This is a genomic window from Blautia stercoris, from assembly GCF_054657695.1.
The window spans coordinates 1,036,829-1,061,439 of sequence record NZ_BAAHYF010000002.1 but is presented as its reverse complement, the minus strand read 5'-3'; the positions used below and the strand labels follow the sequence as shown (position 1 = coordinate 1,061,439).

Annotated in this window: 21 protein-coding genes and 1 riboswitch; of the genes, 6 read left to right on the top strand and 15 right to left on the bottom strand. The window is 38.7% G+C overall.

Translation table 11 applies throughout. The features are described from left to right. Positions 1–13: 13 nt before the first annotated feature. Complete coding sequence (locus ACYQ2D_RS14680; protein WP_459786191.1) at positions 14–1,111, bottom strand: hypothetical protein; 1,098 nt, start codon at positions 1,109–1,111, stop codon at positions 14–16. A gap of 262 nt (positions 1,112–1,373) precedes the next feature. Here ACYQ2D_RS14680 and ACYQ2D_RS14675 point away from each other — a divergent pair, with 262 nt between their 5' ends. From ACYQ2D_RS14675 to ACYQ2D_RS14665, 3 genes are all read left to right on the top strand, one after another. Then, positions 1,374–2,705 carry an MATE family efflux transporter gene (locus tag ACYQ2D_RS14675; protein ID WP_459785967.1) on the top strand — a complete coding sequence of 444 codons (1,332 nt, stop codon included), beginning with the start codon at positions 1,374–1,376 and terminating at the stop codon, positions 2,703–2,705. A gap of 159 nt (positions 2,706–2,864) precedes the next feature. Next, positions 2,865–3,251 (top strand): cupin domain-containing protein, encoded by a 387-nt coding sequence (locus ACYQ2D_RS14670; protein WP_444138935.1) that lies wholly within the window; start codon positions 2,865–2,867, stop codon positions 3,249–3,251. A 95-nt stretch (positions 3,252–3,346) separates the two neighbouring features. After that, on the top strand, positions 3,347–4,366 hold the full coding sequence (locus ACYQ2D_RS14665) for a M42 family metallopeptidase (protein WP_459785966.1): 1,020 nt from the start codon (positions 3,347–3,349) through the stop codon (positions 4,364–4,366). Between the two features lie 194 nt (positions 4,367–4,560). Here ACYQ2D_RS14665 and ACYQ2D_RS14660 read toward each other — a convergent pair whose 3' ends face one another. After that, a complete protein-coding gene (locus ACYQ2D_RS14660) occupies positions 4,561–5,499 on the bottom strand; it encodes a GTP-binding protein (protein ID WP_459785965.1) in 939 nt (312 codons plus the stop codon). Between the two features lie 204 nt (positions 5,500–5,703). Between ACYQ2D_RS14660 and ACYQ2D_RS14655 the strand changes: the two genes are divergently transcribed. Next, positions 5,704–7,089, top strand: a complete 1,386-nt coding sequence (locus ACYQ2D_RS14655) for an MATE family efflux transporter (protein WP_459785964.1) — start codon at positions 5,704–5,706, stop codon at positions 7,087–7,089. A gap of 110 nt (positions 7,090–7,199) precedes the next feature. On the opposite strand, the gene ACYQ2D_RS14650 is transcribed toward ACYQ2D_RS14655, so the two are convergent. From ACYQ2D_RS14650 to ACYQ2D_RS14620, 7 genes are all read right to left on the bottom strand, one after another. After that, positions 7,200–8,816, bottom strand: coding sequence for a glycoside hydrolase family 36 protein (locus ACYQ2D_RS14650; RefSeq protein ID WP_459785962.1), 1,617 nt, complete (start codon positions 8,814–8,816; stop codon positions 7,200–7,202). Between the two features lie 10 nt (positions 8,817–8,826). Beyond that, positions 8,827–9,738, bottom strand: coding sequence for an AraC family transcriptional regulator (locus ACYQ2D_RS14645; protein WP_117457196.1), 912 nt, complete (start codon positions 9,736–9,738; stop codon positions 8,827–8,829). A 17-nt stretch (positions 9,739–9,755) separates the two neighbouring features. Next, positions 9,756–10,664 carry an AraC family transcriptional regulator gene (locus ACYQ2D_RS14640; RefSeq protein ID WP_117457197.1) on the bottom strand — a complete coding sequence of 303 codons (909 nt, stop codon included), beginning with the start codon at positions 10,662–10,664 and terminating at the stop codon, positions 9,756–9,758. Positions 10,665–10,667: 3 nt separating this feature from the next. Then, positions 10,668–12,959, bottom strand: a complete 2,292-nt coding sequence (locus ACYQ2D_RS14635; RefSeq protein ID WP_459785961.1) for an alpha-galactosidase — start codon at positions 12,957–12,959, stop codon at positions 10,668–10,670. 63 nt (positions 12,960–13,022) lie between these two features. Further along, positions 13,023–13,865 carry a carbohydrate ABC transporter permease gene (locus ACYQ2D_RS14630; protein WP_117457199.1) on the bottom strand — a complete coding sequence of 281 codons (843 nt, stop codon included), beginning with the start codon at positions 13,863–13,865 and terminating at the stop codon, positions 13,023–13,025. Positions 13,866–13,880: 15 nt separating this feature from the next. Beyond that, positions 13,881–14,780 (bottom strand): carbohydrate ABC transporter permease, encoded by a 900-nt coding sequence (locus ACYQ2D_RS14625; protein ID WP_117457200.1) that lies wholly within the window; start codon positions 14,778–14,780, stop codon positions 13,881–13,883. A gap of 97 nt (positions 14,781–14,877) precedes the next feature. Further along, positions 14,878–16,191: an ABC transporter substrate-binding protein gene (locus tag ACYQ2D_RS14620; RefSeq protein ID WP_459785960.1), complete on the bottom strand. Its 1,314-nt coding sequence runs from the start codon at positions 16,189–16,191 to the stop codon at positions 14,878–14,880. A 470-nt stretch (positions 16,192–16,661) separates the two neighbouring features. On the opposite strand from ACYQ2D_RS14620, the gene ACYQ2D_RS14615 reads away from it, so the two are divergent. Continuing rightward, positions 16,662–17,321 carry a YesL family protein gene (locus tag ACYQ2D_RS14615; RefSeq protein WP_459785959.1) on the top strand — a complete coding sequence of 220 codons (660 nt, stop codon included), beginning with the start codon at positions 16,662–16,664 and terminating at the stop codon, positions 17,319–17,321. A gap of 62 nt (positions 17,322–17,383) precedes the next feature. Here the strand turns inward: ACYQ2D_RS14615 and ACYQ2D_RS14610 are convergent, their stop codons facing one another. Together ACYQ2D_RS14610 and tnpA are read right to left on the bottom strand one after the other, a co-directional pair. After that, positions 17,384–17,947 (bottom strand): DUF4430 domain-containing protein, encoded by a 564-nt coding sequence (locus ACYQ2D_RS14610; RefSeq protein ID WP_459785958.1) that lies wholly within the window; start codon positions 17,945–17,947, stop codon positions 17,384–17,386. 78 nt (positions 17,948–18,025) lie between these two features. After that, the gene (gene tnpA / locus ACYQ2D_RS14605; protein ID WP_459785957.1) at positions 18,026–18,448 is read right to left on the bottom strand and encodes an IS200/IS605 family transposase; all 423 of its coding nucleotides are present in this window, start codon (positions 18,446–18,448) and stop codon (positions 18,026–18,028) included. A 96-nt stretch (positions 18,449–18,544) separates the two neighbouring features. Between tnpA and ACYQ2D_RS14600 the strand changes: the two genes are divergently transcribed. After that, positions 18,545–19,924 carry an RNA-guided endonuclease InsQ/TnpB family protein gene (locus ACYQ2D_RS14600; protein WP_459785956.1) on the top strand — a complete coding sequence of 460 codons (1,380 nt, stop codon included), beginning with the start codon at positions 18,545–18,547 and terminating at the stop codon, positions 19,922–19,924. A 93-nt stretch (positions 19,925–20,017) separates the two neighbouring features. On the opposite strand, the gene ACYQ2D_RS14595 is transcribed toward ACYQ2D_RS14600, so the two are convergent. The 4 genes from ACYQ2D_RS14595 to ACYQ2D_RS14580 form a co-directional block, all read right to left on the bottom strand. Next, the gene (locus ACYQ2D_RS14595; protein WP_330600377.1) at positions 20,018–20,899 is read right to left on the bottom strand and encodes an ECF transporter S component; all 882 of its coding nucleotides are present in this window, start codon (positions 20,897–20,899) and stop codon (positions 20,018–20,020) included. Next, positions 20,893–22,656: an ABC transporter ATP-binding protein gene (locus tag ACYQ2D_RS14590; RefSeq protein WP_459785954.1), complete on the bottom strand. Its 1,764-nt coding sequence runs from the start codon at positions 22,654–22,656 to the stop codon at positions 20,893–20,895. Before ACYQ2D_RS14590 ends, ACYQ2D_RS14595 begins: the two co-directional genes overlap by 7 nt. 34 nt (positions 22,657–22,690) lie before the next feature. Then, on the bottom strand, positions 22,691–23,650 hold the full coding sequence (locus ACYQ2D_RS14585; protein WP_459785952.1) for an energy-coupling factor transporter transmembrane component T: 960 nt from the start codon (positions 23,648–23,650) through the stop codon (positions 22,691–22,693). Between the two features lie 112 nt (positions 23,651–23,762). Further along, a riboswitch (cobalamin riboswitch) is annotated at positions 23,763–23,952 on the bottom strand. 112 nt (positions 23,953–24,064) lie between these two features. Continuing rightward, positions 24,065–24,529 (bottom strand): 8-oxo-dGTP diphosphatase, encoded by a 465-nt coding sequence (locus ACYQ2D_RS14580; protein ID WP_459785951.1) that lies wholly within the window; start codon positions 24,527–24,529, stop codon positions 24,065–24,067. Positions 24,530–24,611: the final 82 nt, after the last annotated feature.

Sequence of the window (24,611 nt, the reverse complement as noted above, 5' to 3'; positions counted from 1 at the left end):
CACTTCTCTCGTATTATCGGTCACTCCATTCTTCTTTTGATTTTAAGTATTCCAATCTTCTAAAAAACATTTCCTGATATTGAGGAAGATTTTTAAAACAAACCTCATTTACAGGTTTTATCTGATTCAATCCAATTTTTTTAACAGCTTCTTCGGCAGCCTCTTTTTGTGTTGCATGGCTTCCAAATAAAGTCTGACAGTTTGCGCCTTCTAATGTATCATAAGCATGAAATGCCTGATTGAAATCCATTAACTTATGAAGTGAAACCGGTTTATTTGTTGAGTTTTTTACTAAGACTCCCCAGTTTCCCCAATGCCGGTCTGTATTTCCAATTAAATAATCTACAATGTTCATCATATAATAGGCACGCTTGTCCAAGTTTAAAATATACTTTTTGACATCTTTTTCTTTATTCATGCAGTAAACTTCAAAGGCTTCCATCGAAACGATAGAATATTCTCTCGAAGTAATATTGTCACTTACACTGACTTCTTCGCTATCAAAAAAATCTCTTTCATAATATACTTGGTCTACATTAAAGCATCTGCAGATTTGACTTGCAAGAAGTTCTCTTTCCACTACTTCTTTTCCGCCATCTTTTAAAAGCCGAAAACCATTCTTTGTTCTCTGCCATGCTTTAGGAAAACATCCATTCGTAGCCAAATCCCTTGCCAATGCTTTATTTTCTACTGTATATTGTTTTCCTCTTAAAGAAATATCAATAAACGTATTATCCAAATGATTCTCGTATAAATTAATTTCTGAAAATCGTACTACTTCTTCAAATTTTTTAACCCAAAATACATCCGTTAAAGATGCACAACGATAAGTAAGAGCTATTTTCGCACGCTCTCTGTCGGTTACTGCCTGCAACATTCCAATACTGTTTAAAATTTCTTTGGCATAGACACGGTCTAAGGTTAAAACTCGTGTCGAGCACCAATAATAAAAATTCGTGATATTATTTACAAGAGTATCAATATCCTCCTCTTCTTCAAGATAAAGATTATAAGGCATAAAAGATTTAAAATAAATTTTACAGTGCCCTGTTTTATCAATTCTTGCAACTCGTCTGTCTTGGTGCATAATTTCGTAAACATCGTCTTTTATTTTTACCATCTGTTTTCCTCTGAATTTAATAGATTTGTTTTTATTATACTGAATAATGGAGCAAAATGTCATCTTTTATTTTGGAATTTTATATTGACTTTTTGCCAGATTCTGCTAGAATAATGCTTTGTAAAATTAAGTAGTGGATTTTTCCTGACGGATAAAACCGTCTCTTTTCGCCACACAGCAAGAATGCTGTGTGGCTTTTTTTATCTCCAAAATCTGCTGTATTTATAATTCAAAACGAAAGGAAATTAAACACATGAATGACAATTTTATGAAAACCAAACCGGTTTTACCTTTGCTTTTATCTTTAGCTCTGCCCATGATGCTGTCCATGCTTGTAAATTCCCTTTACAATATTATTGACAGTTTCTTTGTTGCAAAAATCAGCGAAGATGCCATGACCGCACTTTCTTTAGTCTTTCCAATTCAAAATTTTATTAATGCCGTAGCAATTGGATTTGGTATCGGAATTAATGCAGTTGTCGCATATTTCTTAGGCGCAGGCGATAAGAAAAGTGCAAATCAGGCAACAACATTAGGTATAATTCTTGCCATTATCCATGGAATTCTCCTGACTGCCGGAAGCATTTTACTTATTCCATATTTTTTAAAAATGTTCAGTCATTCCGAAAACGTAATTTCACTTGGAATTGAATATAGTAATATTGTATTTGCTTTTTCACTGATTATTATGTTAAATGTTGGATTTGAAAAAATTTTCCAGTCTGTAGGGAAAATGAAAGTAACAATGTTTAGTATGATGGCAGGCTCTATAACGAATATTATTTTAGACCCGCTTCTTATCTTCGGTATCGGTCCATTTCCAAGAATGGAGATTAAAGGAGCTGCTATTGCAACCAATATCGGACAACTTGTCTGCATGACTATTTATCTTTTGATTTTTATTTTCCGTCCGATTCAGGTAAAAATTCAGAAAAAATATGCGACACTGGATTTTGATTTAATCAAACGTTTATATGCAGTTGGGATTCCGGCAACTTTAAATCTTGCCCTGCCATCCCTGTTGATTTCTGCCCTAAATGCAATTCTAGCTTCTTTTTCAGGAGTTTATGTATTAATTTTGGGTGTCTATTATAAATTACAGACCTTTTTGTATCTTCCGGCAAACGGAATCATTCAGGGGATGCGTCCGGTAATTGGATTTAATTACGGTGCAAGAGAATATAAGAGGGTGAAAAAAATTTACAAAATTGTCCTTCGTATGAGTGCTGGAATTATGCTTGCCGGAACACTTATCTGTTTTATTATTCCAGATGTTTTAATCGGATTATTTACAACAAATCCCGAAACTATTGAGGCTGGAAAGACTGCTCTGCGTATCATCAGTATTGGATTTTTAGTATCTTCTGTCTCCATTACTTCTTCCGGTGCTTTAGAAGGTCTGGGAAAAGGAGTGCAGTCCTTAATAATTTCACTCTCTCGATACATAGTTGTAATTATCCCTGCTGCTTTTCTTTTATCACGAGTTCTTGGTGCAGCAGGTGTCTGGCATGCTTTCTGGGTATCAGAAGCAATAACGGCAATCGTATCTTTAGTTATTTATCAAAAAACAGTAAAACTAAATTAGACTTTTATTTAAAAAGAGCAAATAGCCAGTACTTGTACTTATTCCTGACCATTTGCTCTTTCTTTTCTGCTTTTTAGATTTGAAACTTTGCACCTATTTCTTCTTTTTCTCATAACATGATATCATATCCTGCCTAAAAAAGAAATGAGGTCTCCCTTCATGAATTCTTATTGCAGTTCCCTCCTTTTTGACCACGGTCCGAATCCCTTTACAATCAATCTTAGAAATGCTGCTTCCCATAACTGCAATTCCTGTACTACCCTCTGGAGCGGTTCTTCTCTTGAACTTAAACTTCTAAACATTCTGCCATGGAAAACGACCGGATGGAAACAGCATCCTGAAACCGATCAGATCATTCGTATTGAATGTGGCACGGCTCTTCTGATTCTCGCTTCTAAAAAATGCCATCCTAATTCTCAAAAAACGCTTCATAACGGAGACGCCGTCTTTATTCCAGCTGGAACATGGTATAACCTAAAAAATATCAGCAAGTGTCCGTTAAAACTTTCTTTGGTACAGATTTCATCCAATAACTTCAAAAACTAATTTTATGTTTTTTGGATATCATAGTTCTATGTTCTGTGGTAAAATATTGTAAATGTCAAAATCTAATTTTTTACTGAACTAGGAGATGAAAGAACATGAAACACTACATTGATTTTATTGCAGAACAATTAAAGACATTAACTGCAATCCCAAGTCCATCCGGCTATACCAAAAATGCAACGGACTACCTGATGAAACTGCTTCAGGACATGGGATATGAACCGAAATTATCCAGAAAAGGAAATGTGTTTGTAACCCTTGGAGGGGACGGTGAACCTCTGGTTTTAGCTGCGCATGTTGACACACTTGGTGCTATGGTTCGCTCAATTAAAGACAATGGACGCCTTCGCCCGACCACACTTGGCGGACATGTCTGGAGCACTGCCGATGGTGAAAACTGTACCATTCATACAAGAGATGGCAAGGTCTACACCGGTGTTGTCTTAAACACTGAGCCATCCACCCATGTTGCCGATAAAAAAGTAGAAACCCTTGAAGAAAATATGGAAATTTTACTAGATGAACCGGTTTCTACAAAAGCTGAAACGCTTGCGCTCGGCATCCAGACCGGAGATATTATCGCCATGGACCCTCGAACAGTCATTACCGAAAGCGGTTACATTAAAAGCCGTTTTCTTGATGATAAGCTTTCTGCTTCTATTCTTCTTGGAATCGCAAAAATTGTAAAAGATGAATCTCTTTCCTTTCATCGAAAAGTTTCTTTATTATTTACCGTCTACGAAGAAGTCGGACACGGCGGAAGTTTTGTTCCAGAAGATACAACCGAAATGATTTCTGTCGATATGGGATGCGTTGGGGCAGACCTTGGCTGTACTGAACGGATGGTTTCTATCTGTGCAAAGGATTCCGGTGGTCCTTACAACTATGATTTAGTAACGGAACTTTCCAACATTGCAAAAGAAGAACAGCTCGATTATGCGATTGATGTCTATCCGCATTACGGCTCTGATGTAGAAGCAACTCTTCATGCCGGTTATGATATCCGTCATGGACTGATTGGTCCTGGAGTTTACGCTTCTCATAACTATGAACGTTCTCACCTTGATGGTGTAAAAAACACATTTTTATTGCTAACAACTTATATTACCCGATAATTTTTTAACCAAATCAAGGAAGTCCCCTGCTTCAATTGCAAAAAGCAATAAGCAGGGGTCGGGACTTGCTTGTATCAGGAGGGGGCAAGCCCCTTCTGATAAGCTGCGTAGCAGCTATTTGGTTATGAGCAAGTAGCGAAAGCGGATTGCGAATATCCGCTTGACGTATTCAAAAATCCGCAGCCACCGGAAAGTTAAACTTCCCAGTAACTGCGGATTTTTTCTTCGTTTAGATGTTCCCCGATTACAATCTGAATTTCCTGTCCCTGAGGAATCGGACTGATACAAAGTTCATCCTGCGTTGCATTTAATTCAATCCAGCTTCCATCTTGATTCTGACTAAATCCCTTGATACGAAATACCTTGCCACAAGATGTATCTTCTAAGATTTTTTTCACCTGTGTTTTTAAAGTCTCGGCATCTAATTTCACATCCATAAAATAAAGAGATTCAAACCCACTTTCCTGTGATATATCCCTCTTTTCATAAGACTCCTGAACATATCCGGCTTCTGCAATCTCGGAAAAATCATCTTCTGATAATTCACTGCCATCTCTTCTCATAAGCATCTCATCTCCTAAAATTCGATTGCACTGAATCTCTTTCAAAGACTGATTTAAAGTGGCAATAGTTGTATTGATTTCTTCTTTCGTCGCTTCTTCTGAACGGCTCAAAATAATCTTTCCAGCATGAGCAGCTTCTGATGCCAGAAGATACCTTGCTTCCTCTGATAAATTTTTCTCTAATTTTGCATTTACAACCGTAATCACACTTCCGATTTGATACCATTTATCTAACGGTTCGTCCCGAAGTACGTCAAAAAATTCATCTACATCATAAATTCCGGAAGGCTCTACTAAAATTCGGTCATAACCACACATTCCCATTGCAATTAATTTTGTGCGAAACCGTCTTCTATGTGTCTCTTTATCACAGCCTCCGGCTATCATTTCGAGTTCACATTTTTCGCCCTCAAGTTCCTGTAACAGCATCATATCTACATTTACAGCGCCATAATCATTTTCCAAAATCCCGATATTAAGTCCTTGACTTATTAAATATTCTGCATATTTTTTTATGAAAGTGGTTTTTCCCGAGCCAAGAAAACCAGTAATTAAATCAATTGTAACCATATTTACGATCCTCCTTTCTTTGTTCCTGATACATCTTTTTCCCTCAATTTTCTTCGGTTTTTCGCATATCATTCTATCATATTTTTTTGGAGCAGACCAGATATTCTGCCTGAACTTTTTATTGACTTTTTTTATCAATCAGCGTAACATAAGCTACCGAAAAAGAATTTTTTACCAATTATAAGGAGAATGATTTAAGAATTTATGACAACAATGAAAACGCAAAATCCCCTCGGTTATGAAAAAGAATCCAAATTGCTTGTCAATTTTGCAATTCCCTGCATTATCTCAATGCTGGTGACCTCCCTTTATAATATTGTAGACCAGATTTTCATTGGACAAGGGATTGGCATGCTCGGAAATGCCGCAACTAATATCGCATTTCCGCTTTCCACTACCTGTACCGCACTTTCTCTTTTACTCGGAATCGGAAGTGCAACTAATTTTTCCCTGTATTTAGGGGCTGGAGAAAAAGAAAAATCTGCCCGCTATGCCGGCAACGGAATCTTTCTGATGGCAGTATTCGGACTTTGTCTGTTTCTTGCAACTACACTTTTTTTAACTCCAATGTTAAAATTTTTCGGTGCAACCACTGAAGTCCTGCCTTATGCCAGACAGTACACCCGCATTACAGCCTTTGGTTTTCCATTTTTAATTGCCAATACCGGAATGAGTAAATTAATTCTGGCAGATGGAAGTCCACGATATTCCATGATTTCTATGTTAATCGGTGCGATTGTAAATACAATCCTTGACCCGATTTTCATTTTCGGTCTGCATCTTGGAATGACCGGTGCTGCTCTTGCAACCATTATCGGACAGATTGTTTCTTTTAGTATCAGTCTTCATTATATGTTTCACTTTAAAAATATTGTGCTGAATCGAAGCTGCTTTCAAATTCAGCTGTCTTACTGTAAAGAAATTTTCCGACTTGGCGCAAGTGCCTGTTTTAACCAGATTGCCATGACTGTCGTACAGATTGTAATGAACAACACACTGTCACACTACGGGGCAAAATCCATATACGGAGGTGATATTCCTCTTGCCTGTGCCGGAATCATCACAAAAGTAAATATGATTTTTATGTCCTTTGTTATTGGAATTTCACAGGGTGTTCAGCCAATTATCGGATTTAACTATGGAGCCAAAAAATATAAACGTGTACGAAAAAGTTATCTGCTTGCACTTGGCGTTGCAACTGTACTTTCCGGCATTGCATTCTTCTGTTTTCAGGTTTTCCCAAGACAGATTATCAGTGTATTCGGTGAGGGAAGTGAGTTATATTTTCAGTTCTCAGAACGTTACTTCCGAATTTATATGTTTTTAACCTTAATCAATGGAATCCAGCCGGTTACTTCAAACTTTTTTAACTCGATTGGAAAAGCTCAACTCGGTGTCTTTATGTCACTCACCAGACAGATTTTATTCCTGCTTCCATTAATTATTATCTTCCCACTTTTTATGGGAATCGATGGTGTCATGTATGCAGGACCGATCGCCGATGCAGCTGCGGCACTTGTCTGCGGCTATTTTACCATTCGGGAATTAAAAGAGTTGACACAATTGGAAAAATTAACTCTGAATCTTTAAGTTCATGAACAAAAAAGCTTGTCCTGAATAAATTCATATTCAAGACAAGCTCATTTTAAACTAAATTTTAATTGACTTTACTTCATTTTCTTTTCATTTCAGTTTTGAGATTAAGATAACGGAATATACCGATAATAATGACAACTGTTTCCTCTCGTTTCCGGTCCGGCTTCTTCATACCAGTTATACTCAATTTCTTCGTTTTCGTCTGCCCAAAGTTCCGGACAATCCGTATACTCCCAATCCACCGGAATCTTATGTTCTTCCTGCAAGGATGCTTTTAACATCATCTGATGCAGTTCTTCTTTTTCGGTTTCATTTAATACACCCGGTTTTGCTGACACAAAAAGTGATGTACCGGAGCGTGTTACTAAATCTGCCCACTGTGAATTTAATTTCCACGGAATATTTCCCATAATTCCAACGCAGTCTGCATCAATATCAAAAAATGTTCCATGCTGAGGCAGACAAAATGCCAGCGTATTGACTCCCATCATTTTGGTACGCTCCCAGGTTTTTCCACTGGTATCATCCCCGGTTCTCTGCATGTGCATCAGTCCTGCACCTAGATGTCCGATTGTATTACATCCAAGAATTAAAACCTGATATTCTTTTGCAACTTCATAGATTGCACGATATAACTCTACTACAATTTCAGCACTTGTTTTGGATTTATCATAAAAGCTCCAGCCATCCGAGGTTGGGAACGGATTCATCTCAAGTCCCCATCTGCCAAATAAATCAAAGGTTGTAAAATCATGTTTGATTAAGGTATATCCCCACTCGCAGATTCGTTTGACATCTTCTTTAATATAAGCAAGCGCCTCCGGATGTGACGGGTCGAGACAGCCGTTGTGAGAAATTCTCCATTCTTCCGGAATCGTCTCTTCCTCATTTAAGAGGAAACGAACCCAGATACCCGGACGTACCCCTTTTTCTTCTAATTTTTTTGCAAGTGCTCCCATGTCCGGGAATTTTTCATTTCCTTTTTTCCATGGTCCTCCATTGTATTCGTCCAACCGATGATGTTCCTGCCAGCAATCGTCAATGACCATATAAGGACGATTTTCTGCGCCTTTTGTAATATCTACAATATAATCGGTATCCTGTAAAATTTCTTTTTCTGAACTGTCTCCATATGCATAATACCAGTTGTTGCTTCCATAGACCGGAAAATCCGGAAAAATCGGATCCGTGCACATGCATTTACAAAATGCTTTTGCTGCTTCAAAAGAGGTACAATCATCCGCACGCATTGCAACAATCTCAGCTGCTAACAGCTTTCTTCCAGAAAGCACAACACCCGTTCCACCACAGCGTACATCCAAAACTAAGGTAATTCCTCTTGTATCAGCCTCCCAGAAACACATGGCAGAAGGACGAACTTTTACACCATATCCTGTCACGACTCCTTCATTCAATGCAAGAAAATACCAAGGCATAAAGCGTGTTCCGCTCATTCCCTTCCATTCTGCATCTCCATAAGTTCTCTCCCAGACTCCGCCAAGAATCTTTGACGTACGCTCAAGCGGAGTATTCCAGCGAAGCTTTACTGTTTTTACCGGTGAGTTATCTGCCGTAAGCCAGATTTCTCCATTTTCATTTGCTTCAACACAAATATCTTCTTTTTCAAATTTTGAACTGTTTTGTTCTCCAATAAAAGAATCTTCTTCACACTCTACTGTAATGTAAGATGGTATTCCTAATTTTATTTCTCTTTTCTTCATAACTTTTTCCTCATCCTATTTCTCCATGAAATGCACCTTTTCGGTTTTCAAATACCAATTCTTCTTTTGTCTGACGAAACGCTTTCGGACTTATATTTGTATAGAGCCGGAACATTTTCGAAAATGCAAGCTGATCCGAATATCCAACTGCCTCTGCCACCGCATTAATCGGCATATCTGTATTCTTTAACAGATTTTTTGCTTTTTCCATCCGAAATTCTACCAAATACTCCTGGGGCGAACATCCAATTGTTTTTTTAAACATATTCGTCAGATAACTGCGATTAATCCCGATATATTCTGCCAGCTCATTAATCTTTATTTTTTCTCTGTAATGATGTTTTATATACTCCATTGCATGTTCTACATATACAGTCCCCGGATAGGTATGCTCCGGCATCGTTTTTGTATTAAATTTCTCATTGTCTTCTATTAATGTCGCCAGAAACAAATTCAAATACCCATTCCTACGCATCGATTCCTCCGTTGTAAGTCGATGCACTTCAAGTATCTCATCCACATACGATTTTAAAAGTGCTGTACATTTTAAACTTCGAATTGATTTCTCTTTTGAAAATCCCGCATACTGCATTACTTTTTTTACTTTATAACCATACAGCCCAATCCATGCATAGGCCCATGGCTCTTTCTTATCCGCTTCATACCAGGCTTCTTCTTCCGGACAAAGTAAAAAAGCATCGCCGGTTGTTAGATGAAATACTTCACCATTCTTTTCCAGCTTCCCTTTTCCATTTGTAATAATATGAAGCACATAATAAGTCCTTTTGTTTGGTCCAAACCGATGTCCGGGATAACATCGCTCCCATCCACAATATCCAAGACTTAATTCTGCCGAATCAATCGGCAAATCTTCCAGGCATTTATATCTCCCCTCATTCGTATATGCCGTTACCTGTGTCATATCACACTTCCTCTTTTTTATAAATGTGATGCGGTAAAGTCACCTTTTACAGTTCCCAATTGAAGTTCTTCTTTTGCTTTTCGATATTCTTTTGGGCTCACTGTAAAATTCTGTTTAAATATCTTTGAAAATGCAAGCTGATCCTGATATCCAACTGCAGCTGCTACCGCATTAATCGGCATATCTGTATTCTTTAGCAGATTTTTTGCTTTTTCCATTCTTAAATTCACCAAATATTCCTGTGGAGAACAGCCTACTGCCTTTTTAAAACTGCTCGTCAGATAACTACGGTTTACCCCAATGTAATCTGCCAGCTCATTAATTTTCACCTTTTCCTGATAATGATGTGAAATATATTCCATCGCATGACGTACATAAACCACTCCGGGATAAGAGTGCTGCTGTGCTGCTGGTTCCGTCTTCTTATAATCTTCAATCAAGGCAGCAAAAAACAACATCAGATATCCATTTCGTTTCAGCTCATCGGTGTAGGAAAGCTGATGTGCCGCCAAAATCCCATCCAGATACTGATTCAACTGTTCTTTACATTCTACATGCCTGATAGGATTTCTCCTCGAAAATCCCGCATGTTCTGCATTTTCTTCTGCACGGTAGCCAGTAAATCCAACCCACATATAACACCAGGGGTCTTTCTTATCTGCTTCATACCAAGCTTCCACTTCCGGGGCAATGAAAAATGCATCGCCCTCTTTCAACTCATATTTATGTTTATTAATTTCAAGTATTCCTTTTCCGCTTCTCACAATATGCAGTACATAAGAAGTCCGAAGATTCGGACCATACTTGTGTCCCGGATTGCAGTATTCCCAACCACAGTAAATCAGACACAAATCTGCTGAATCTTTTTGCAAATCTTCCAGACAACGAAATCTGGCAGAATTGGTATATCCGGCTACGTGTTTCATTCTTTACTCATCCACTTTCTTTAAGGTATACAGAAGTGATGCAAAATCTCCGCCTTTTTTATTCAATTCTTCTCTGTCAATTGGAATTCCGGCGCTCATCAACTCATCACCATAAGCCTGATAGGTTTTTACACTGTCTTCCTCTGTTTTATGACCATAAGCTTCTGCAATTTTTGCATCATAAGAAGTAACCGGCGCCATATCACAGCTCACTTCATATTTTGTATTGGCATCAAGTCCATCCAGTTTTAAACGAAGCCAGGATGCATTGACTTTATTTAATCTCTGATAGAACGCAGCCACCGCCTGTGTTTTATCGCTGGAAACTACCATCCATGCAGTTTCATTTCCTTCAAATGGGCTCAACAGACGATAGAAATCACCATCCATTTGAATTAACTCTCTGTGTTCTTTCATAAATGCAATCTGTTTCTTTACTGTCTCAATTTCGGCATCGCTAAGTAAGTTTAAATCCAGCTCATAACCAAATGTTCCAAAATAGGCAACATTTGCTCTTGTCTCAATCGGAGTAATTCGATGCATCTGATGATTCGGAACTGCTGAAACATGGGAACCCATACTGACAATCGGATAAACATAAGAGGTTCCATACTGAATCTTTGTTCTTTCACTTGCATCGGTATCGTCAGAGCACCAGGTCTGCGGAGCAAAGTATAACATTGCAGGATCAAATCTTGCACCACCACTTGCACAGGACTCAAATAAAATATGCGGAAATTCTGTCGTCAGTCTGGTATATAAATCATAAACTCCAAGGATGTATTTATGCATCACTTTTCCCTGCTCACAAGGCGCACTTCCTTTGCTGTAAGGTTCAGACATATAGCGGTTCATATCCCATTTAATATAAGAAATTGAAGATTCGCGGATTACTTTTGCAATCATCTCATAAATATAATCTACCACTTCGTTTCTTGAGAAGTCCAGTACATTTTGATGTCTCGCATGAGACTCAAAACGATTTGGTGCACTGATAATCCAGTCCGGATGTGCACGATATAAATCACTATCCTTGTTAACCATTTCAAGCTCTACCCAAAGACCAAATTTTAACCCCAGTTCTTCTACTTTTTTAGAGAGCCCCGAAATACCATCCGGCAATTTTTCCAAGTTTACATACCAGTCACCAAGACCTCTGTAATCATCATTTCTTGCACCAAACCATCCATCATCAAGTACAAATAATTCTACACCTGCTTCTTTTGCTTTTTTTGCAATTGTTAAAATCTTTTCTTCATTAAAATCAAAATAGGTTGCTTCCCAGTTATTTAATAAAATTGGGCGTGCCTTATCTCTCCATTCTCCATGCATCAGACGTTTTCTGTATAAACGGTGATAGGTCTGACTCATTTTATTTAAGCCCTTATCACTGTAAACCATAACAACCTCCGGAGTCTGGAAGCTCTCTCCACTCTTTAATTCCCAGCTGAAATCTTCCGGATTGATTCCCATCATCACACGAGTCATATCAAAGGTAGAAACTTCAACCTGTCCTAAATAGTTACCGCTGTAAACCAGGCTGAATCCATAGACTTCTCCCTGACTTTCTGTCGTATGTGGACGTTTTAATGCAAAAAATGGATTATGCTCTGCGCCACAGCAGGTTCCATTTAAACTCTGAATACTCTGGATTCCCATTTCCAGCTTTCTGTTTTTTACGTAACGCTCACGTGACCATCCACCGGAAAGCTGAACCATTTCATAATCCATATCCAAAAATTCCACACTGGCACTCATGGCACGTTCTAATACAATTTTTTCTTTCCCTTTATGTACAAACTTCGTATTTCTTGTAATAACCGGATACGCCTCATAAATGGTATAAGACAAAATCAAATCAGTATCCATCACGTTATCATGCAGGGTGACTTCAAGAGTCTCTGCTTCCTCTTTTTCCTCTACATAAGTTGCCGGAAGTGGAAGGATTTCTTTTTTCCCTGAATAGATTTCATGACCTGCATATTTAAAATCAATAATACGGCTTCCATTTTCCTGTGCAATGGTCACTGCCGGACTTCTATAGTCACCGGTTCCATAACTTGGATATTCCTGTCTGGTATACTGCATGGACAACAGACCCGGCTCCGGAATACAAACGGACATCTGAGAACGCATTGCTTCATCATGGAAATAAGTAAAGTCTTCTTTGTCATGGATTTTCTTTCCATAATATAAATTTTCAAGCTGTCCATTTTCCATAATACGCATAATATAACTTACTTCATTGTTGTAAAGATGAAAACATTTGCTTTGTTTGTGAAAAATAATTGCCATATCTTTTTTCTCCTTTTTCTAAAAAGACCGACGTAGAACTCTACGTCGGTCTTAAATTCATAATTAAAGTTTTCCACCACTTGTTGCAATACCTTCGATAAACTGTTTCTGGAAAATCACATAAAGAACAATCATCGGAATACATGCAATCAGAGAAGCAGCCATCAGTTCCGGGAACTTCGCAGCATACTGTCCCTGCATCTTTGCAAGTGCGGAAGAAAGTACCAACATGTCTTTATCCGTATTTACAATCATCGGCCACATCAAATCTTTAAATGCAAACACTGCGGTAAAGATGCCCAGTGCTACCATACTGGATCTGGTAAGTGGTGCCATAATGTATAAGAATGTCTGTCCGATATTACATCCATCCAGACGTGCAGCCTCTTCCAAGTCATTTGGAAGTCCCATATACCCCTGACGGAGCAGGAAGGTACCAAATGCGGTAACCATACCCGGAAATACCAGACCAAAAATTGTATTTAACATTCCCATCTTACTTACCATAATATACTGAGGTGAGATGAAAATCTGTGCCGGAACCATCATCTGCAGCAGTACTAAAGAGAAACAGAAATCTCTTCCTTTAAAATGCAGACGACCAAACGCATATCCTGCCATTGTCGCAGTTAACACTGCACAAAGTACACGGAAGAAAATCATTAACAGTGTATTTTTGTATAATACAAAGAAGTTCATGTTACGAATGACTTCTTTAAATGAATCCGTTCTCCATACCTTTGGGAAAATAACAAACGGATCGACACTTGTTGCCTCTGTAACTGTTTTAAACGCGGTTAAAATCATCCATATAAAAGGTACCAGCATCGTAATGGATACAAGAATCAAGATTACATGGATTAAAACTTTCGTAAAGTTCTCTTTTGCTTTCATGTTGCCTTCCATACTGCTTCCCCCTTCCTAGTTGTAGAATACCCATTTTTTCTGTGCAGTCATCTGGATTGCAGTGATAATCAAAGTAATCACCAAAAGCAGAATAACAATTGTAGAACCATAACCTATGTTCTTATTTGTAAAGGTATATTTATAGAATAAGAATACTAAGGACTGTGTTTTATTAAGTGCCGGATTTGTTTTATCCATAACCATGTAGATCAAATCGAATACCTGTAAAGCACCAATAATACGTGTAATCATAACAAAAAAGATGGTTGGGGATAACAACGGCACCGTGATATTGAAGAAACATTTGATTCCTGTTGCACCGTCAATCTCAGCCGCTTCATAATAATCATGCGGAATTTCCTGCAGTCCGGAAATAAACAATACCATGTTATAACCAATGATAGACCAGATACCGATTACTGCAATTGAAAAAACTGCAATCCTTGGGTCTGAAATCCATTTTGTATGTAAATGAAACAGATTGTTGATCAGACCAAAATCTGAGTTAAATAACCATCTCCATACCATGGCAACCGCTGCCGGAGCTGCAACCATCGGAAGAAAGATAATGGTACGATAAACAGAACGTCCGATCATCTTTCGATTTAAGAACACAGCCAGTACCAGCGCGATAATAATTGAAAATGGCACTTCTACGATTGCATACTTAAATGTATTAAGCAATGCCTGCCAGATTTCTTTATCGGCAAATACTTTCTGATAATTTTCAAGTCCAACAAAGATATTTCCTCTTCCGAAATCTCCGGTTTTAAAGAAACTCTGATAAATCGTCTGGAAAATCGGGATAATATTTAATACAATCAAACCGATTACTGTAGGGAGAATAAAAAGCCAGCCCCAGATAAATTCACTTCGTTGTCTTCCGGTTGTTTTTACTTTCGTCTTACCTGCCAAACCACTCACTCCTTTTTTAATACAGGCAGATTCTTTCGAACCTGCCTGTGTCTCTTGCTTTCATTCTACTTCGTTACACTATAAATTGCGTTACAAATTACTGCTGTTCTTCAGCCAGTGATTCGTTCATCTGCTCTGCCATTTCTTTGCAGGCATCTGCCATAGTTTTGTCACCGCTGTAAACACTCTTAAGAATTTCACTATTCTTGTTTTCCCATGTTACTGTAGAACGGGAGTATGGTCTGATCTCCATATCATCCATCATATTGATGTAAGCCTGAAGATTAAAGTTTGCGGATTTTGCCCATGCTTCAGATGTTCCGGTATAAGCAGACATTGTAACACCCAGTTCAGCCTGTTTTTCCTGTGCTTCTTTCGAACCAAGGTATTCGATTAACTGCCATGCTTCTTCCGGATGCTCGGTATTTGCGGATGCTGCCCATCCAAGACCATTGTAAAGAGAAGCTCTTCTGCCTGTTGTTGCGCTCTTTGGAAGTTCTACACAATCACAGTTCTCTGCGGTGTATTCGTTATCACGGAATGCTGCGATCATCCAGGAGCCCTGTGGAACCATTGCCACTTTACCGGATTCTAATAATACATCTTCACCGTTTTCAGACATTGTCTCGATTGGAGGAAGCACACCGTCTTTGATCCATCCTTCTAACATTTCCATTGCTTCTACCGTTTTTGGATCATCCATTCCGGATTTTGTTTTGTCATCATTGATAATATATCCGCCATTATCATAGATCAGGTTGTAGTAACCAGCCTGATTGTTATCATTTCTAAGACATAAACCATACTGGCTTCCATCGTCTTTTGTCAGCTTCTTCGCTGCTTCTGTCACGTCATCCCATGTCCAGTCAGCGGTCGGATACTCTAATCCGGCTTCGTCAAACATTTTTTTGTTATACCATAAAGCAATCGTATCGATATCTTTTGGAACTGCGTAATATTTGTCATCGTATGTATACAGTCCCCAGATATCTTCCGGATAGTTTGCAGGGTCAATTTCACTGCTCTCTGCAATTTTATCAGTCAAATCTAATAACATGTCATTTGACATATAACGCTGACTTTCGTTAGAATGCATCCAGAATACGTCCGGTAAAGAACCACCTGATGCACCAGATTCCAGAAGTGTCCAGTATTCATCCCATTTTACAACAGAAACTTTGGTTTTGATTCCAGTTTTTTCTGTGAAATCATTCATAATTTCTGTTAAACCTGGTTCCTGGTTGGAATCCCAGATTGTTACGGATAATTCTACGTCCCCTGAACCACTCTCTGATTTTTTGTCTGAGCTGTCGCCTGAACTTGAGTCTCCGCTTCCGCTGCTTCCACATCCTGCCATGGTAAATACCATTGCGCCTGTCAGTAATAATGCCATTGCCTTTCTGAATTTCATAATTTTTTCCTCCTTTAATGAAAAAGAATATTCTCTATAAGTAGGGTTGCTTCGTCCCTCACTCATTTGATGAATTCATTATATCGAGATATGTCAAAATGTAAAATGGAAATATGTTTTTAATATATGGAGAAATGTTGTTTATTTGTGCATTTTCTATATTTTTTTGTCTTATTTTCTTTTTCAACAGTCATTTTTATATTTGCATGTCTGGTTTTTCACAATTTTGTTCGGTGTTTTTCCAACAAAGCTCTCTTTATTTTTCCGATTTTGCTTTCATTTTTCCACATATACATAACATTTTTCCATATCCTTTTCTTTTTATTTGTTTTTAAACTATATTTATATTCAAAATACCCGATATCTGGAATTTTTCTTTTTTATTTTTTGCATTTTGACATATTCAATGTTAAAATAAGGTATCGTGCAATTTTACATCACTTGATTTTTTGACGAAAGGATATGATTTTATGAATTTTATGAACCAGGACAACATTGTCGTAATTGCCTTAAACCGGATTGGAGACATTATCATCGCAAATCTGCTTTTTCTTCTCTGCTCCATCCCCCTTGTCACCATCGGTCCATCCCTTACTGCACTATATCACTGCATGTTACGTATCGTAAAAGGAAATGAAGACAAGGTTACTAAAACTTTCTTTCGGGCATTGCGTCAGAATTTTGTGCAGTCTTTGATCGCCTGGCTTGCACTTGTTATCGTTGGTGTGATTTTGTTTTTGAACACTCACTTTCTCCTGCAGAATACTTCAGAAGCCGGAAAAATCTTTTATTATCTGTCCGGGCTGGTACTTGTACTGCTTGTTATTATCGCACTTTACATCTTTCCGGTCATTGCGGCATTTTCCAATACCTTAAAGAACCTTGTTAAAAATTCTGTTATTTTTGCATTTATGCATATTCCGTCCACCTTGTTGATTGCGGTTATTTCTATCCTGCCAATGTATATGACTTATCAGGATTTAACGCTTTTACCACTCTATAGCTGCTGCTGGTTTTTCTTCGGCTTTGCATTGACCTGCTATATCAATTCGTTCTTGTTCTACCGGATTTTTAAACCGTATCTGGAAACAAGCGAAGAAACCGAAGAAATAAAAGAAGTCTCCAAATAAAAAAATTTCCGAATAGTAAAATACCGACAAATGAATTTTTATTCTCATCTGTCGGTATTTTACTATTCTTCCTCAAATTCATCTCCCACATCTTTCCCAAGGTCGCAGGTATAACGCCATTCAATTACATCCCCGTCACTGACCTCATATTTGGAACATCCATAATTGGGAAAATATCCATTCACGCTGTAAGTCCATCCAGAACGTTCTCCACAGTCAAATTCATACAACTGATTAATTCCTTTTACATAATACGCAGAATAAAGCGGAGTATAGTTTGCATCCAGCTGAATTTTTTTCTCTTTACAGACACGCACAAGTATATCATAGACGGTATCACCCGTTTCATATTTCACCTCTATCGGTTCTAAAATCCAGCCATCTGACGGAACAAATTCCTTTTTCGATGCTTTTAACTCTTTCTCATTATCCAAAATAGTAGAACATTCAATGGAAACCGTACATGTATTCTTTTCTACATTCTGTTTATTTGTCTGCTGTTTCTCTTGTTGTGTTTCTTTTGTTTCCAGTTTTGTAATCTCACTGCTGTTTGTCATTCCACCACAGCTTGTCAAAAGAAAAAGAAGTGTCAGACACCCTAAGATTTTTCTAAATTTTTTTCTCATCCTTTAATCCTCTTCTATCATATCAGCCAGAGTACCACGTCTATAATACTTGCATAGGCGTGGGTGAATGGCTGTGTTTTATTTTATTCCCTGATTTTTAATATAATTTTTCACTACATCCAAAGTATTTTCACTTATGGTTGCAATAAAATAACTGTCAGACCAAAAATAAGGTTTCCAGTAATACTTTTTAAGCAGTGTATCGCCATAAAGCTTACGAACTTTGCGGGACGTCTGAGTTTTTATTACATTGACAAGTTCTGACGGAGAAGTCTGCGGGTCCGCTTCAATAAGCAGATGTATGTGATCCAGTTCCCCATTTAACTCAAGTATATTAAACCCTCTGCTTTCAGCTACATAATTAATCCGTTCATAGACAGCAGTTTTTACATCGCCGGTAAGAACCGGATGTCTGTATTTTGTTACAAGTACTATATGATACTGCAATAAAAAACAGCTGTGCCTGTTTGTATAATATTCGTACCCTGTTTTCTTTTTCATAAGGATCAAATTCTCCTTTACATCCAAATATATGTTTGCTATGATTATATCAGAGATAATCCATGTTTTCAATACTTACAAAAGGAGTGCAGCTATATGTCTTATAAGGTAATCCAGTGTCAGATAGCACAGGACAGCTTAATATATGATTACTGCGACAGCAATGCTCAAAAAGCAAAGCTGTTGTATAATGCTGCGCTCTTTCGTATCAGACAGATTTTCACAGGCTGGGATAAAGACTCTCGTACGGACAATGAGAAAGAAGTCTTTGCTGAAGTAGATCTTCTGCAACAGACTTATCCTTCTGTTAAAGTGAAAAAGGTCATTTCATACGGTCACCTTGAGAAACTGATGCGCGTTACGCATAACCCTGACTTCTTTGCAGGACTTCCAATGCAGACGGCACAGGCTGTTGTCAAACATGCAGGAACCGATTTCTCAAACTGGCTGAAATCCTTAAAGGCTTACAAGCAGGATCCGTCAAAGTTTTTAGGAAGACCGCAGATGCCGCACTACCAGAAGCGTAATATTATCACATTTGGTATTACGAATCAGGATGCTGTATTATATCCCGCAGATCATGGTGTTAATTTAAAACTCCCGGGTAGAAAGGAACGCCTTTATCTTTCAAATGTAGAAGCGGATTCCGTCCTCAAAGAGGTTAAAATCAAGCCTTATTATGGAAGATACATCCTGTGTCTTACCCTCGAAAGTGAAAATTTTGCCGCAGATAATACAGACATGCCCAACCTATGCGCCATAGACTTTGGTGTGAGCAACTTCGCAGCTGTCGTATGCAATGATGGTTCATCAATGCTGTACAAGGGCGGAGCGGTTCTGTCAGAGTGCCAGTGGTTTCATAAAAAGAGAGCCAAAGCTGTCAGCATTATCACAAAAGGCCATGAACACATGCATGCCAGCTCCAGATACCTGAGCGCCTTAAGCAGGCATCATGCCGATTTCATTAAGGACCAGTGCCATAAAATCAGCCGCAGCATTATAAACTACTGCATGGAACATCACGCCGGTACACTTGTTCTTGGCGAAAACAAACGCTGGAAACAGGACTGCGACATGGGTTCACAGAACAACCAGAACTTTGTCTCAATACCTACAGGGCTGCTCAAACAGATGATTATTTACAAAGCATCTGATGCTGGAATAAAGACAATCATGCAGGAAGAATCATACACCTCACAGGCTGACATAACAGCAATGGACTACATTCCTGTTTATGGCGTTGATGCCGAAAACGCAGTATTTTCTGGCAGGCGCATAAGCCGCAGTCTCTACCGCTGCTTTAACGGAATGATCATCAATGCCGACTGCAACGGTGCCGCAAATATCATGCGCAAGGCCATAACGGATGCATGGAACAGCATAACTGATTTTTCATTCCTCGCATCACCTGAAGTGTCAGGATTCCACGAACTGAATCCCCTAAGTATTTCCGTAAAAGGGATAGCGGCCGCGTGAACGGCCTCGGCAGGTGGTGGACAGCTTATTTTTAGGTTCGAAAGACGACTTATAAAGTGTCCTGCTGCCACCCAGATACCACTTCCATAGGAGCTATGCACCGCATGGGAGTTGGTAATTCATCATTCCATACTTCACTTTGATTCTCTCCAGTTTTTCAATCATTGGCTTACTTGCAATCCACAAAAAGATTACCGTTGCCGATGCATGAACCAAGTCTACCGGAAGCCCTGACATATAAATTGCCAGCAGATTTCGCTTGGTAATTGCATAGGAGGTCATCACAAGGGAAGCCGGGTTCATGATTCCTCCATAGATAAACACGGTCGCTAAAAATCCATAAATACAAAGCGAAATCTTACGTGCTTTCAACCAGCCTTTTTGAAATAAAATACCTGCCAAAAATCCGATAATTCCAGCAGCAAACATCTGCCACGGAGTCCACGGTCCCTGTCCAAAGAGCATATTCGAAGAAAGCATGGAAAGCGCACCAACTAAAAAGCCCGATTCTGCACCAAAGCAGACGGCTGAAATAATGGTCACAGCCACAACCGGTTTAAAGCTTGGCACCATAAAAAATGCTGCACGGCCTGCAACTGCAATTGCAACCAAAACCGCAATTGTAAGCAGTTCTCTTGCCTGCGGTTTTCTTCCTTCAAAAATCAAAAAGAACGGCAGCATGCAGTAAACTGCAATCGCCAGACTGATGACAAAATATTTTCGGTCATCAAAAAGCGTGATTCCAATCCAGATTGTAACCGGAATTAAAATTAAAATCAAAAACATAGATGCAATCGTACGTTTTGACAGCTTTCCCTTGTGTTTTGGCGCTGTCAGTACATCCTGCGCTTCCCAGAAATCGTTTTTTTCCGGTTCTGATTTCTCATCCCAGAAATCCAGGTCTGTTTCCTGTGCCGGTTTCTTCCCATCTAAAAAGGCATCCAGAAAGACATCTAATTTTTCTTCTTTCAGCACGACACCGCCTCCTCTTCTGTCTGATTGATTGCTTTTACCACATCCTCTACTGTTACCGCATTTGGAAAATAATTTCTTGCCATACGGTTTGCAGCAGTGGTATAAAAGTTATTTCCGGCAAAAAATTTTTTCGATTCTTCACTGGTTACCACATTTCCCTGAAAGAACAGTCCGGTACGATCCGCATACTGCGCACAAAATTCTACATCATGAGAAATCATCAAAATCGTTACACCATGTTCACTTAATTTTCTTAATATCTCTCCGAGTTCTTTTTTATAATGATTATCGATTCCTTTGGTCGGCTCATCCATCAAAAGAATTTTCGGGCGAAGCAGAAGTACTTTTGCAAGTGCCAGTCTCTGCTGCTCTCCACCACTTAAATCATAGGGATGCCGGTCTAAAAGCCCTTCTAATCTTGTTAACGAGACAATTCCCTCAACTGCATCTTTTTTCTTCATTTCAATTGGATATGCCTCACTTTTTCTTTCCCGTTTTCCATCTATCACTTCATATAAATCCTCTCTTACGGTTTTCTTCACGAACAGACTTTGCGGATTTTGCGGCATTACTCCTAAGAACCCATGATAGAGGTCATCATCACTGTATTTTCCGATTTCTTTGCCTTCCAGATAGATTTTACCACGGTACGGAAAACGAATTCTTGCAATCAGACTCATCGCTGTACTTTTTCCGGTTCCGTTTCCTCCTACCACTGCAAAGATTTCTCCTTTTTTGATGTCCAGGCTTAACCCTTTTACCACATCCGGCAAATCCCGTTCATAGCGAAACCAGACATCTTTGATTCGGATTTCCGGAATTTCTTTTTCCGGTTCTTTTTTCAGACTTGAAAGTTTTCCAAAAATAGAATTCTTCTTTTTTGCTGTCTCTTCCTGATTTCTTTCTTTTTTTATTTTTATACTTTTTGTCTCTAATTCCTCTGACAGCCAGCGTCGTCCCTGACTAACGGTAAGCGGGCAGCGAAGGGAACTGTTTGTTCCGGCATAAATCTGCATCGGTGCCGGCATAGAAAGAAACATATCATGTCCCATTGTTCTTAACTGCTCCCCAATTTCATTCGGTGTTCCGTCTGCTATCATCCTTCCTTTATCCATGACATATACTTTATCTGCCCATGGAATAACATCTTCTAAGCGGTGTTCGGTTAAAATCACAGTCGTTCCGATATCCCGGTTTATTTTTCGTACAGTTTCTAAGAAATCAGAAGCAGCAATCGGGTCTAGCTGGGAAGTCGGTTCATCTAAAATCAAAAGTTTCGGGTGCATTGCCATAACAGAGGCAAGATTTAAAAGCTGTTTTTGTCCTCCCGATAATTCACTGACATTTTTTAAAAACCAGGAATGGATTCCAAAATAAGAAGCCATCTCTGCCACCCGAAGCCGAATCGTAGGCGTATCATAGCCAAGGCTTTCTAATCCAAAAGCAAGTTCATGCCAGACTTTATCGGTTACAATCTGATTATCGGGATTTTGAAGCACATATCCAATCTCTGCACTTTGTGTCCGCAAATCCACGTCTTCCAGATTCTGCCCGCCGTATAAAATTTCTCCCTTCTTTTCTCCATGTGAAGCAAGCACACTTTTAAACTGCCGAAGCAGAGTGCTTTTTCCGCACCCACTCTTTCCACACAGTACAACAAACGAACCTTCTTCTACTTCCATGGATACCTGATAAAGTGCCACATGGTTTTCTTTTGGATATTGAAAACTAAAGTTTTTTACTTCGATACAATTCAATTTTTTATAACCTGCTTTCTTTTATTTTTGGTGCTCACATCATTTTTTTCGGGTCTGTCAAATACCATGGAAGCCTGCGCTCCATATCCGCCATTTTTTTAAGTTTCTCAAATCTTCTATCCTCAAGCACACCTAAAATCACAGGAAAGAAACAAAATCCTGCCCACGCCACATAAATAATGACGCTAAGGGGGGTCAGCGGAAGTCCGCCGATTTTAATCTGTGGGTCATACTGTGCAAAGCTAATGCCCGCTGCCATTCCACCAAAATACACTCCCATCAATGCCAGTAAAGTGCCTGTTACAATCCCATCCCTATTATCAAATCGAAAGATCGCAAAAGCACTTCTCCCTTTTAAGCCATATCCTCTTGCACGCATCGAATCTGATGTATCAATTGCATTTTCCAGTGCCCAGGTAACCAATACAGAAAAAATCGTAATACCGTGACGCATTTTCTTAAAAATATTTCCGTTCTTTACATCTCTTCCAATTGCTTTTTGTCCATTTCGGATGACGGTCAGCTGCTGTCCAAATCTCGGCACAAACCGAAATACCATAGATAATACCAAAGAAAGTGCCGGAATCACACGACCAAACAGATACACAAATTTATCTGTTGTCATCACTTTGTTGTAACAGGAAAACCATAGAATCGAAATAAAAAGCATCGATGCCAGTACCAGTCCATATATAATTGCCTCTAACGTAACCGGTCCGGTTTTTAGATAAAATAACATCGTCACTCCATAATGATTAAAAGCAGGATTAATAAATGCCACAATTATCATTGCCGGAAGTGTTGCAAGCAGATTAAATTTTAATACTCTCTGCCAGCCTTGAAGTCTGGATGCATAACAAAATGCTCCCAGGAACGAAATTCCCAGAAAAACCGGATGGCTGTTCAACATTGTTATCAAAATGACTGCTGCAAACCAGAAAAAGTTCACCGCCGGATGACAATCTGAAAAAGCATCCCCTCTTTTTTCTTTCATCTTTTGCCCTCTTTTCATTTTTATTTTCAAAAAACTGCTTTCAAAATCAATGAAAATAAAAATTTATCGTACAAAAAATTTGTTTCCGTCTATGCCTGCGGAAACAAATTTTGTGTTTTAATCTCCAAATGCCTGTATCCTGGCTCGCAGTTCTAACCTACTTGCTGCCCTTCTCAGAAGAAATTTCTTCCAATGGATTCGCAGTTTTCGTCCTGATTACAGTAGGGATAAAGTCTGTTGCGGAATCTCACCGCACGTTCCGAAAATCATCCGATTTTCATGCATTTGTACTATCGATTCATTTATTTTATTTCATTGTTTTGTTGAATTTTGTCATATTTCTTTCATAGTACGCTTTATCATAGAGTTTGTCAAGCGGTCTTTCTTTCCCCAAATTTCCGGTTATCGCTTTGATTATCCTACCAGCGTTCCATCCTCGTATTTTCCATCTTTAAACGCGAAGAAAAATTCAAAGAAATCATCGGTTTCATAAATTTCCATTAGTTCATTCAAATTCCAAATCGGATTTAAAGATGAAAGGTTTTCCCGTTCTACCCAGAACACCTTCCCCTCTTCTGAACTTTTCAATTCTCCTGTAAATTCATCCGTCTTATATAAAAGTACAAGATACCTTGTTCCATCCTCCCGAATCCAGTCTTTTATCCCGCAAAGCTTTGGATTTGAAATGATAAGACCGGTTTCTTCTCTCATCTCACGAATAACGGAATCCTTAAGAGATTCTCCCGGCTCTACATGCCCACCCGGAAAGATAATTCCCTTCTCATTTTCTCCGAGTATTTTTTCCTCTACCAGAACACGTCCCTTCTCATCATAGAGCATACACATGTTGGCTAATTCCATTGGTTGGCTTCTATCCATTGCATTTTCCTCCATTTTTGCAGATTTCTATCAAAAAATATACCATATCAAGTATCTCTTTTCTACATCATTTTTACTTTTT